Source organism: Arthrobacter sp. BB-1 (genome assembly GCF_006151685.1).
In the GTDB taxonomy this organism is placed as follows: Bacteria; Actinomycetota; Actinomycetes; order Actinomycetales; family Micrococcaceae; genus Arthrobacter.
Map to the genome: position 1 here is coordinate 1 of NZ_VDEV01000038.1, position 10,675 is coordinate 10,675.

The 10,675-nt window shown below is 65.2% G+C and carries 13 protein-coding genes; 2 read left to right on the top strand and 11 right to left on the bottom strand.

Features of this window, described 5'->3' with window-relative positions:
- Window positions 1-417: 417 nt before the first annotated feature.
- From rpsN to FHJ30_RS19280, 5 genes are all read right to left on the bottom strand, one after another.
- Window positions 418-723 (bottom strand): 30S ribosomal protein S14, encoded by a 306-nt coding sequence (gene rpsN, locus FHJ30_RS19260; protein ID WP_009358853.1) that lies wholly within the window; start codon window positions 721-723, stop codon window positions 418-420.
- Window positions 724-725: 2 nt separating this feature from the next.
- Entirely contained in the window at window positions 726-893 is a 168-nt protein-coding gene (gene rpmG / locus FHJ30_RS19265; protein WP_013602737.1) for a 50S ribosomal protein L33, read from the bottom strand.
- A complete protein-coding gene (rpmB, locus tag FHJ30_RS19270) occupies window positions 893-1,129 on the bottom strand; it encodes a 50S ribosomal protein L28 (RefSeq protein ID WP_013602738.1) in 237 nt (78 codons plus the stop codon). The genes rpmG and rpmB overlap by 1 nt, the downstream gene beginning before the upstream one ends.
- Before the next feature lie 254 nt (window positions 1,130-1,383).
- Window positions 1,384-2,145, bottom strand: a complete 762-nt coding sequence (locus FHJ30_RS19275; protein WP_139030870.1) for an SGNH/GDSL hydrolase family protein — start codon at window positions 2,143-2,145, stop codon at window positions 1,384-1,386.
- A 52-nt stretch (window positions 2,146-2,197) separates the two neighbouring features.
- Complete coding sequence (locus FHJ30_RS19280; RefSeq protein WP_139030871.1) at window positions 2,198-2,677, bottom strand: MarR family winged helix-turn-helix transcriptional regulator; 480 nt, start codon at window positions 2,675-2,677, stop codon at window positions 2,198-2,200.
- A 70-nt stretch (window positions 2,678-2,747) separates the two neighbouring features.
- Between FHJ30_RS19280 and FHJ30_RS19285 the strand changes: the two genes are divergently transcribed.
- Window positions 2,748-3,035: a YciI family protein gene (locus tag FHJ30_RS19285; protein WP_139030872.1), complete on the top strand. Its 288-nt coding sequence runs from the start codon at window positions 2,748-2,750 to the stop codon at window positions 3,033-3,035.
- A 51-nt stretch (window positions 3,036-3,086) separates the two neighbouring features.
- On the opposite strand, the gene FHJ30_RS19290 is transcribed toward FHJ30_RS19285, so the two are convergent.
- On the bottom strand, window positions 3,087-3,920 hold the full coding sequence (locus FHJ30_RS19290; RefSeq protein WP_139030873.1) for an SGNH/GDSL hydrolase family protein: 834 nt from the start codon (window positions 3,918-3,920) through the stop codon (window positions 3,087-3,089).
- Window positions 3,921-4,786: 866 nt separating this feature from the next.
- On the opposite strand from FHJ30_RS19290, the gene FHJ30_RS21785 reads away from it, so the two are divergent.
- On the top strand, window positions 4,787-5,224 hold the full coding sequence (locus tag FHJ30_RS21785; protein WP_228404604.1) for a family 16 glycosylhydrolase: 438 nt from the start codon (window positions 4,787-4,789) through the stop codon (window positions 5,222-5,224).
- 20 nt (window positions 5,225-5,244) lie between these two features.
- Here FHJ30_RS21785 and FHJ30_RS19300 read toward each other — a convergent pair whose 3' ends face one another.
- From FHJ30_RS19300 to FHJ30_RS19320, 5 genes are all read right to left on the bottom strand, one after another.
- Window positions 5,245-6,300, bottom strand: a complete 1,056-nt coding sequence (locus FHJ30_RS19300; protein ID WP_139030874.1) for a siderophore-interacting protein — start codon at window positions 6,298-6,300, stop codon at window positions 5,245-5,247.
- Complete coding sequence (locus FHJ30_RS19305; RefSeq protein ID WP_240793768.1) at window positions 6,297-7,124, bottom strand: ABC transporter ATP-binding protein; 828 nt, start codon at window positions 7,122-7,124, stop codon at window positions 6,297-6,299. The genes FHJ30_RS19300 and FHJ30_RS19305 overlap by 4 nt, the downstream gene beginning before the upstream one ends.
- A 1-nt stretch (window position 7,125) precedes the next feature.
- Window positions 7,126-8,157: an iron chelate uptake ABC transporter family permease subunit gene (locus tag FHJ30_RS21540; RefSeq protein ID WP_240793769.1), complete on the bottom strand. Its 1,032-nt coding sequence runs from the start codon at window positions 8,155-8,157 to the stop codon at window positions 7,126-7,128.
- Between the two features lie 62 nt (window positions 8,158-8,219).
- The gene (locus FHJ30_RS19315; protein ID WP_139030876.1) at window positions 8,220-9,311 is read right to left on the bottom strand and encodes an iron ABC transporter permease; all 1,092 of its coding nucleotides are present in this window, start codon (window positions 9,309-9,311) and stop codon (window positions 8,220-8,222) included.
- Between the two features lie 9 nt (window positions 9,312-9,320).
- A complete protein-coding gene (locus FHJ30_RS19320; RefSeq protein WP_139030877.1) occupies window positions 9,321-10,412 on the bottom strand; it encodes an iron-siderophore ABC transporter substrate-binding protein in 1,092 nt (363 codons plus the stop codon).
- Window positions 10,413-10,675 lie beyond the last annotated feature (263 nt).

A 10,675-nucleotide genomic window follows, 5' to 3' on the forward strand; every position in this document is an offset into this window, starting at 1 on the left:
ACTCGCCGCTCCGATGCAAATCCGTGTTTCAGGATTCTCATCGGGGGGAAGTCGTCCCCACCTCTTCAGGAGCGCTCGAAAGCCCTACCAGATTTGGTCTTGATTTTGGGGGTTTTGGCCGCCCGCGGTAACCAGCTCTTCGCTGTCTCCCTCGCGGCGACTTAGAAAACAATACACCTCCCCGGGCACCTCCGCAAATCCCCCTGGCAAGGGGCCAGAATCCCCGTGTTTCCGCGGCGAAACCGCCCATGGGCACCCACGGAGGCCCATCCGGCGTCGTACTTCATTCCTGTGTGCTGCAGCACAGTGGCCGGCTGCCTACTCATGGGACGAGGCTGGAGAATCCTGAGACGCAAAAGGGCCGGCAACCGTGAGGTTGCCGGCCCTTTTCAAGCAGCTAGTATCAGCGGGGCTGAATTACCAGGAAGACTTGGTGATGCCCGGAAGTTCACCCTTGTGGGCCATGTCGCGGAAGCGGACACGGGAGATACCGAACTTCTGGAAGGTACCGCGGGGGCGGCCGTCGATGATGTCGCGGTTACGCAGACGGATCGGGGACGCGTTGCGGGGCAGCTTCTGCAGGCCCAGGCGGGCTGCTTCGCGTGCTTCGTCGGTTGCGTTTTCGTCAACCAGGGTCTTCTTCAGCTCGAGGCGCTTTGCAGCGTAACGCTCAACGATGACCTTGCGCTGCTCGTTGCGAGCAATCTTGGACTTCTTAGCCATGTTTAGCGCTCCTCTCGGAATTCGACGTGCTGGCGGATCTTGGGGTCGTACTTCTTCAGGACCATGCGGTCCGGATCGTTACGACGGTTCTTGCGGGTTACGTAGGTGTAACCCGTTCCCGCGGTCGACTTGAGCTTGATGATCGGACGTACGTCCTTGTCCTTAGCCACTAGAGCTTCACCCCACGAGCCAAGATCTGGGCAACGACTACGTCGATGCCGCGTACGTCAATGGTCTTGATGCCACGTGCAGAAACCTGCAGCGTGACGTTACGGCGCAGGGACGGAACCCAGTAGCGCTTCTTCTGAATGTTCGGATCGAACCGACGCTTGTTGCGGCGGTGCGAGTGCGAAATGCTGTGCCCAAAGCCCGGCTCGGCTCCGGTCACTTGGCAGTGTGCTGCCATGACTTCTCCTCAAGAATTGAAAGTAATGATCCGCATATCTGCTGCTGGACCATGCTGCTAAGGGCGACCCAAAAGTGAAGAAGGGCAACGGTTAGTCACGCAACTTGAGCCCCTAACTACCGGCCACCCTGGAGAAACTACCGGGCAACCGGAGCAATTGCGCACGCTCCGCGCACTTAGCGCCTACCAAGTCTACGAGTTCACGCAATTAAAGACCAATTGGGCGCCGGAAGGTGTATAAGGGGGCCTTGCGATCACAGCCGCGTGAGCTGTGGGTACTTCGGCGCCAGGCCGTCCCCGGAGGACTTTCCGGTGACCCTGCGGACCACCCAGGGTCCGGCGTACTCGCGGAACCAGCGGGCGTTGGCGCGGAGGGCATCCAGTCCGCTGAGTTCGGGGACGGGGGTCATCGGCGGGATGTCGATGGAGTGGTCGTGCTCAAGAACGTCCAGCACCCGCTTGGCCATGTTGGCGTGCCCGGCGGCGGACATGTGCATCCGGTCCTGCGCCCACATGCCCCAGTCGTAGTACTCGCTGAAGCGCCAGTAATCCACCAGCAGCGCACCATGGTCTCCGGCGATCCCGCGGACCAGTTCGTTGTAGATCGCCGTGCGTCCGCGCATGGTGCTGAACACCTTCGAACCCCGCGCGTCGAAGCCCGTGAACATCACCACGGTGGCACCGGTGGCACGCAGCTTGGCGATGGCGTCGTCGTACTCCACCAAAAGGTCATCGATGTCTATCCTGGGGCGCAGGATGTCATTGGCGCCTGCGTAGATGCTCACCAGGGTGGGTTTAAGTTCGACGGCGGCGTCCACCTGCTCAGCCAGGATGTGGCGGAGCTTCCTCCCGCGGATGGCGAGGTTGGCGTAGCCGAAGGCAGGGTCAGCGGCCCCCAGCTGCTCGGCCACGCGGTCCGCCCAGCCGCGGACACCATTGGGGCGGGTGGAATCGTCGTCCCCCACACCCTCCGTGAAGGAGTCACCAAGGGCAACGAACCGGGTTGTGAAATCCATTCGGATAGTTTGCCATCAGTTGTTGGAAGCAACCAACCGCGGCCGGCGAGCCCTAGTTTTCCCGAAGGATCCAGTGGTCCGCATCCAGCCGGCCCACTACCTTCTCGCCGATCCGGGCAAGGTCCAGGACGTCCTGCTCGGTCAGGGCGTCAAGGAACAGGTCGCGGACGTCCTCGACGTGGCCGGGCGCCAGGCCCACGATGGTTGCCATCCCCTCGTCGGTGATATGGGCCGTGGTCACGCGGGCATCATGGGGATGCGGCTGCCGTTCCACCCACCCGCGCTTCTGCAGCTTGGTCACTACGTGTGAAAGCCTGGACAGGGAGGCGCTGGTGCGCGCGGCGAGCTCGCTCATCGGCAGGAATCGGCCCTCCGCCTCGGAGAGCATGGCCAGGACGGTGTAGTCAAAGAGCGAGAGCTTTCCCGCTGCGTGGAGCTTGGTGTCCAGGGTCGCCGGCAGCAGCGTATTGATGCTCACCAGGGCCAGCCAGGCCCGGCGTTCGTCGGCGTTGAGCCAGCGCGGTTCAGTCATGCCTCCATTCTACGAGGACGTCGTGGTTGATACTTCAAGTAGGCTCCGGGCCGGCCGGTAGGCTGGGGCCATGTATGTTGTCTCCCTGAGCTACCGGGTTCCGCAGGACATCGTGGACTTCCATAACGATGGCCACATTTCCTGGCTGCAGAAGGCCTTCGATGACGGAGTCTTCATTGCCGCCGGCCGCAAGGTGCCGCGGACGGGCGGCCTGCTGCTCTCCCAGGCCGACCGTGCCACCCTGGACGCTTGCCTGAAGCAGGACCCCTTCTACACAAACGGGGTTGCGGACTTCGAAGTCATGGAGTTCCACGCCGCAAGAGTGGCGCCGGGCTACGAAATCCTCCTGGACAGCTGAATCCTCCCGCGCCTTTGAGGCGTGGAGCCCGCCCGGTGACGCGAGTTGGCCTCACTGAAAGTTGGACTCGGCGGCCAGCTTCTTCAGCCCGCCTTTCCGTGGCACCTTGACCGGTTCCGGCCACCGCGGGGTCAGCTCGTCCCCCAGCGTGACGCCACGAAGCTTGCGGTGGAAGAGCGGCAGCACCCAGTCGTGGAACCAGCGCCGCTGCTGCCGCTCCCACTCGCGCAGGCTGGGCCGTGACGGAGGCTCCCAATCCTTGGGCTTGATCTTGTGGGGCACACCCAGCTGGTCCAGCACCTGCCCTGCCAGGTATTTGTGTCCTGCCTTGGACATGTGGAGCCGGTCCGAGTCCCACATCCGCCGGTCATGGAAGGCCTCGAGGGACCAGTAGTCCACAAGTACCGCGCCATGCTTTGCCGCAATGGCCCGCACCTGCTGGTTGTAGAAGGTGTTGCGCTTCTTGAGCGGTTCCAGCAGCGCTGAGACCTTGACGTCGAATCCGGTAAAGAGGACCAGGGTGGCTCCGGTATCTGCCAGCTGTCCAACGAAATTCTCATAGTCAGCCATCAAGGCCACCATGTCCGTCTTGAGGTCCAGGATGTCGTTGCCGCCGGCGTACAGCGTTACGAGGGTGGGCTTCATGGCCAGTGCCGGTTCCAACTGCTCGCTGATGATCTGCCGGAGGCGTTTGCTCCGGATAGCCAGGTTCGCGTACCGCCAGCCCGGCTGGGCTTTGGCCAGTTTCTCCGCCACCCGGTCTGCCCAGCCCCGGACCCCGTTGGGCAACCGCTCATCGCGGTCCCCGACCCCCTCAGTAAAGGAGTCGCCCAAGGCAACAAACACCCGCCGCCCAGTCTCAGGAAGCAGAGGATTAGAACCCATCCGACGAAAGTAACCACCCAAAGAGACGCCAAGGTAAACGCACGGCAACCAGGATGTGCAGAAGGGCGAGAGCTGCCGGCAGAGTCCGCGAATCTGGGCCAGGGTCGGTCCGATCAGCAGCTACCGAGTCCTTGTGGCATTTTGCGACCGATGGTCACGATCAGGTAACGTGGGCGGTCGGCCCCAATGCAGGGCCCCGGGCGCCCGATCACTGGACCCCGCTGCGCCCCTTCGGCGCCTGCTAGCTCTGGCCCCGCCAAGGGGGCCCAAAAATGCTCTCCGCACTCGTAAACGCCTCAAGTGCATCAGTCATTTTTTCCTGCCATAAGCCCGGAGGTATCTTGTTCAAGAAAATAGCCATCGTCATGACCGTGGGTGCTTTGTCCCTGACAGGATGCGGCCTGGCCCCTACGACTAACGGGGAGGCTGACCCATCCTCGGCCGACGGCACGTCCGCGCCTGTCACTCCAGGCCCAACTGACACAGCCACGGCAGCTCCGGCGGGCACGGCTTCGAGCAGCCAGACTCCAGCTGCGGCCGGGGCAACCGAGTCGACACCCGTCCCCTCTGCGCCCGCGCCTGCCGCACCGCCCGCGCCTGTCGCAGCGCCTGCGCCTGCGGCCGCCCAGCCAGCCAGCCAGGCTCTCGCGACGACGGGCGACGGTGCGCAGGCAGCCACCGCCTTCGGTTGGGGGCCGGTCCTGACGGGCGACGAATTCTCCTACACCGGCGCACCGGACCGGACGAAATGGAGTGTATATAACAGTGCAGGGCATGCAGGCAAAGGCCTGCGCAGCCCCCAGGCTTGGTCCGTTGCAAACGGTGTAGCCACCGTTAGCGGAGACGCAGCCGGCACCACTGGAGGCATGTCAGCAAAGTTCGCGGAACAACGGTTTGGCCGTTGGGAAACGCGCATGAAAACCAATGCGCGGGATCCGAAATACCACCCGGTCCTGATCCTCAACAACAACAGTGCCCCGAATTGCGCCGAGATCGATTATGCCGAGGGCAGCTCAGTCACCTCCGTGATGAGGTTCTTCCTGCACTACGCCTGTGGTGGAGCGGATTTCCAGACCACAGCGGCGACGCCTGTGGATGGCACCCAGTGGCACAACTACGCGGTGGAGTGGACCCCGGACGGCATCAGCGGATACGTCGACGGAGTAAAGACCTTCACTGACACGAACCCCGCGCACCAGCCCTCTACCGTAATGAAGCAGACATTGCAGCTGGATTGGTTCCCGGACGGCTCCGCCACCAAGCCATCGCAGATGCAGGTCGACTGGGTCCGCGTCTACCAGTAAAGCAGCCCTTTCCGGCGGGGCTACCCCTCGGCTTTGCCCTGCCGCCAGTAGCCCATGAAGGCGACCTGCTTCCGGTCGATCCCGACATCCCGCACCAGGTACCGGCGCATCTCCTTGATGACCCCGGCTTCGCCCGCGATCCAGGCGTAGAAGGGCATGGCACCGGCGGGCATGTCGGGGTTCTTGCTCGCCTGGATATCGGCGGTCTCCATGCGTGCCGGCGTCTCCCAGAGGATGTCCACGTCCACGTTGACGTCCTCGGGCTCGGGGCCCGCGCCGCCGTCGGCCGCTTTGATGCCCACCCAGCCAGGCACGGGCACGGCCTTGCGCACAGCCTCCTGGAGCAGTTCCCCGTGCGGCCGTGACCGGCCGATGGACGCACCGCGCGCCAGCCAGGTGATTTCGACGTTGGCCGGTGAGGTCAGTTCCCGGAAGTCCCCGGCCTCCGGTACCTCCAGGAAGGCGTGGCCGGTCATGTAGCCGGGCAGGCTTTCCAGGATGGCGGAGATGGCCGGGACGGACGTTTCGTCGCCGGCGAGCAGGATGCGCTGCGCCAGCCCGGGGCGCCATTCGATGCCCGAGTAGACCTCTGCAGTAATGCAGTGCGCGGCCCGGTTGTTGGGGCCGATGATGGTGATGGCGTCGCCCGGCTTGGCGTTAAGGGCCCAGTTGGCGGCCGGTCCGCCGTGCCCACGGTCATCAAAGTGCATCACGAAATCCACGTCGATCTCTGGGTACACCGCGTCCAGCCGGGCCCGGCGGACGGTGTAGGTGCGCATCGACCCCCGGACGGCGGGATCCATGGCGAGCCATTCGCGGTACCAGCCGGTGGAGGTCATCTCGAAGACCGGAAGGGGCAGGGGTGTGCCGTCTGCCGCCAGGGACGGGATCATGAGCTTGATCCGGAGGTCCAGCGTGTCGCCGTGGACGCCGAAGTCCCGCAGCGAGTACCCGCCGAACGTGATCCGCCGGAAGTTGGGGCTGAGTTCCTGGACGGACGTGACGGTGACTTCGAACGCCAGCGTCATGGGCTCGGTGTTCATCGTCCTTGCGGCGGCGGTTACCTCAGTCTTCATGAAACGAGCTCCAGTTCATTGACGGGGATGTGGTGGCGTCCGATGGGAATGATCAGGGGTGTCCCGGACACGGGATCGGGAATGACGCGGGATTCGAGGCCGAAAACATCGCGCACCAGGCTTTCGGTGACCACTTCGAGCGGGGAACCCACAGCCACCACGGCGCCGTTCTTCATGGCGATGACGTTGTCCGCATAGCGGGCGGCAAGGTTCAGGTCATGCAGGACGATGGCCACAGTGGTGCCGCGCTGGCGGTTCAGGTCCGTGACGAGGTCCAGGACCTCCACCTGGTGCGCAAGGTCCAGGTACGTGGTGGGCTCATCGAGGAGCAGTACGTCGGTTTCCTGGGCCAGGGCCATCGCGATCCACACGCGCTGCCGCTGCCCGCCGGACAGTTCATCGACGTTCCGCCCTGCGAGGGCCAGTGTGTCCGTAGCCTCAAGCGCGCGCTGCACGGCGAGATCATGCGGGGACATGTCCCCCTCCCTCCAGCTGCGGAAGAAGCCCAGGTGGGGGTAGCGGCCGCGGCCCACCAGGTCCCGGACCGTGATGCCGTCCGGGGCGGTGGGGTGCTGCGGGAGGAGGCCCAGGGTGCGGGCCAGCTCGCGCGCGGGACGGGAGTGGATGTCCTTTCCGTCGAGGGTCACTGCGCCGGCCGCGGGTTTCAGGAGGCGGGACAGGCCGCGCAGGAGGGTCGATTTACCGCAGGCGTTGGCGCCCACGATCATGGTCACCTTGCCCTCGGGAATCTCGGCGGTGAGCCCGTCCACCACGCACCGCTGGTCGTATTTCAGCGTCAGGTCCTTGGCGTTGAGAACTGCCACGTCAGGCATCCTTTCGATTGGCCGTGACCAGGAGCCACAGCAGGAACGGGGCACCGAGCGCGCCGGTGATGACGCCCACGGGCAGGACGGTGCCGTCCAGCAGCAGGGGGGCAAGGTTGGCGGCCGCGTAGTCGGCCGCAAGGACAATGAGCGCACCCACCAGGGCCGACGCCGGGAGGCTGGCTTTACCGGCGAAGCGGCGGGCGATGGGACCCGCCAGGAAGGCGACGAACGAGACCGGGCCGGCGGCCGCCGTCGCCACCGCTGCAAGCGCAACGGCAACCACCACCAGCGCCAGGCGGGTGGCGCCGACCCGGATGCCCAGGCCGGCGGCGGCGTCCGGTCCGAGCTCGAGGATGCGCAGCGGGCCGGCGATGGCTGCCGTGGCGGGAAGCAGGACCAACAGGGCAAGGGCAAGGACACCGGCGCGGTCCCAGCTGGCGGAGTTTAGGGAGCCGTTGAGCCAGACGAGCGCGTCGGCTGCGGTTCGGATATCTGCCCGGGTCATCAGGAAGCTCACCACTGCATGCAGCGCGGCGGCGATCCCCACCCCTGACAGGATGAGGCGGTTGCCGGCGGCGTCACCGCGGCCGTTGCCGCTGAGGGTGCCGCTGGAGATGGCGTAAATGAGGGCCGCGACGCCGAGCGCGCCGGCAAGTGCTGCCCCCGAGACGGCCGCCCCGGAGGCACCGAAAATGACGATGGCCACCACAGCGGCAGCGCTGGCGCCGTAGCTGATGCCGATGATGTCCGGGCTGGCCAGCGGATTGCGGAGCATCGTCTGGAACAGGGCGCCCGCCAGCCCGAACGCGAGCCCGATCATGGTGCCGATAACGGCCCGCGGCAGCTTGTTCTCCATCACGATGAAGCTGGCGCCCGGGATCTTCTCACCGCCGGTCAGGTGGGCGATCAGGATTTTGAAGAAGTCCGGGATGGTGACGGTGTAGCTGCCCAGCAGGACGGACACCGCAAACAAGACCACGACGGCGGCGGCCAGGAGCGCAGTCCGGTTCAGGCCGCTGCGAAATGGCAGGAAACCGGAGTGTCTTACCGCCGGACTGCCGTCAAATGTTATCTCGCGGGACTTGGTGAGGTTCACAGCCCGGCTCCCTTCCCGCGGCGGATCAGCCAGACGAAAACGGGGGCGCCCACGAGGGCCGTCATGATGCCGGCCGGGACTTCGCCGGGAAGGAGCACCACGCGGCCGATGATGTCCGCGCCCAGGAGCAGCGCCGGCGCGAGGACCAGCGAGAACGGCAGGATCCAGCGGTAATCGGGGCCGGTCAGGAAGCGGACGGCGTGCGGAATGACCAGGCCAACGAAGGCAATGGGGCCGGCCAGCGCCGTGGCGGACCCGCACAGCAGCACCACACCGAGGGCTGTGACGCCGCGGGCCAGGCCTACCCTCTGGCCGAGGCCGCGGGCTATGTCGTCCCCGAGGGCCAGGCTGTTCAGGACGCGACCGGTCAGCAGCACGATGACCGCGCCGGCGGCGAGGAAGGGCAGTCCGGACAGCACTACGGACCAGTCGCGTCCGGCGATACCGCCCACCTGCCAGAAACGGAAGCGGTCCAGGGTGTCCTGGCTGGACACCAGGATGACATTCATCAGGGAGTACAGGCCGGCGTTCAGCGCCGCGCCTGCCAGGGCAAGCTTCATGGGGGTGGCGCCGTCCCGGCCCAGCGAGGCAATGAGGTAAACCACGACGGCGGCGGCTGCGGCCCCGACGAAAGCGAACCAGATGTAGCCGGAGAGTGAGCCGACACCGAAGACGTAGATGCCGGTGACCACCGCAAGGGCAGCTCCGGCGTTGACGCCCATGATGCCCGGGTCGGCGAGCGGATTCCTGGCCACGCCCTGCATGGCTGCACCCGCCAGCCCCAGTGCGCCGCCGGCCAGCAGGCCAAGGACGGTACGGGGAATGCGGGCATGGACCACGGCATGGTCGCCGTTTGCGGGATCAAACGCGGCCAGCGCCTGCCAGACGGTGGCCAGGGACAGCCCCCTGGCGCCGACGGCCAGGGAGGCCCCGGCCAGCAGGGCAAGTACAACGACGGCGGCCAGCAGCCAGGCGGCGCGCTTCCCCCCGAAAGCGCGGGCGGGGGCAGTGTCAACTGCTCCCTTGGCCGGCACGAAGGTGCCGGACCCCGGCTCTTGGCGCGCCGCCGTCGTCGTACTCTGCGTCATGGAAGGTGCTTACTTCACTGCGTCCGCTGCGGTGGCCAGCTGCGGCAGGAACGTGTCCAGCGACCACGGCAGGCTCAGCGGAGAGGAAGCGGAGATGGACAGCGTGAGGGTGTTGTCCGAATCAGCCACCAGCGCGCCGGTCTTGATGGCCGGGATCTGGCCGAGGAGGGGATCGGACTTGATGGAGTCCGCGGTGGCGGCGTCCGGCACCCAGGTGACGAACATGTCCGATTCGAGCTCGTTGGCCTTTTCAGCGGACCAGGGGATGAAGAATTCCTTGGAGCCCTTGGAATTCTCTTCAACCACGGGCGCAAGCTTCATGCCGATTTCGGAGAGGAACCGGGGACGGTTGTCATTGGCCGTGTAGACGTTGACGCCCTCGGCGGAGGCGGGCTCGAGGTTCCCGTAGATGAAGCTCTTGCCGGCGATCTGCGGGTATTCTGCGACCTTTTCCTTGATGGTGGCCTCGGTGTCGGAGACCAGCTTGGTGGCTTCCGCATCCTTGCCGAGCGCCTTGCCGATGATGGAGGTGGAGTCCTGCCAGGACGTTCCGTACGCAACTTCGGGGTGGGCCACCACGGGGGCGATCTCGCTGAGCTTCTTGTAGTCCTCTTCCGTCAGGCCCGAGTAGGCGGCGAGGATGACGTCCGGAGTGAGCTTGGCGATCTCGGTGAAGTTGATGCCGTCGGCCTCGGAGTACTGGACCGGGGCCTTGTCGGAACCGAAGCCGGCGCCGAGCTCCTCAAGGGCAGCGTCCTTCCAGGGGGTGGAGCCCTGCTCGTTGCCGCCCCACTCGTTCTTGGGAACACCCACGGGGACTACACCCAGGGCAATGGCGACGTCGTCATTGACCCAGGAAACGGTGGCTACACGTGTGGGCTGCTTCTCGATTTTGGTCTCGCCGTAAACGTGCTCGATGGTGACGGGGAACTGGGAGCTGCTGGAACTGGAGGCGCTGGCGTCGGCAGTGGAGGACGCCGGTCCTGTTGAACAGGCGGAGAGGGTAAGTGCCGCGGCGGCGAGGACTGCGGTTGCCTTACCGGCAGACTTGAACAGCGTGCGCCGGGAAGTGTTGCGCCCGGGGAAAAGGGGGGATGTCACGGAACTCCTTAGGTGAATGAAGCAAACCTAAGTAAGGCTAGCCTACCCTTGTCGTCATTACGCAAGCTTTTCGTAACTTAATCCTCATGGTGACGAAGGGCACAATGCATTCGGTTCCCGCCGCCGCCGGAAACGCTCTCTCACTTACCGCCGGAAAAACCCAAACGCTCTATCACCGGGTGATAGAGCGTTTGGGGCGGGTTCAAGGGGTCGTTGCAACACCTGAGTGATTGGGGTGTTGTTGTGGGTTTTGGTCGGCCTGG

Bases quoted from the DNA above. Each gene is read 5' to 3' on its own strand.
- rpsN (WP_009358853.1), bottom strand. From the start codon at position 723: ATGGCTAAGAAGTCCAAGATTGCTCGCAACGAGCAGCGCAAGGTCATC.
- rpmB (WP_013602738.1), bottom strand. From the start codon at position 1,129: ATGGCAGCACACTGCCAAGTGACCGGAGCCGAGCCGGGCTTTGGGCAC.
- FHJ30_RS19275 (WP_139030870.1), bottom strand. From the start codon at position 2,145: ATGGATTTCACAACCCGGTTCGTTGCCCTTGGTGACTCCTTCACGGAG.
- FHJ30_RS19280 (WP_139030871.1), bottom strand. From the start codon at position 2,677: ATGACTGAACCGCGCTGGCTCAACGCCGACGAACGCCGGGCCTGGCTG.
- FHJ30_RS19285 (WP_139030872.1), top strand. From the start codon at position 2,748: ATGTATGTTGTCTCCCTGAGCTACCGGGTTCCGCAGGACATCGTGGAC.
- FHJ30_RS19290 (WP_139030873.1), bottom strand. From the start codon at position 3,920: ATGGGTTCTAATCCTCTGCTTCCTGAGACTGGGCGGCGGGTGTTTGTT.
- FHJ30_RS21785 (WP_228404604.1), top strand. From the start codon at position 4,787: ATGTCAGCAAAGTTCGCGGAACAACGGTTTGGCCGTTGGGAAACGCGC.
- FHJ30_RS19300 (WP_139030874.1), bottom strand. From the start codon at position 6,300: ATGAAGACTGAGGTAACCGCCGCCGCAAGGACGATGAACACCGAGCCC.
- FHJ30_RS19315 (WP_139030876.1), bottom strand. From the start codon at position 9,311: ATGACGCAGAGTACGACGACGGCGGCGCGCCAAGAGCCGGGGTCCGGC.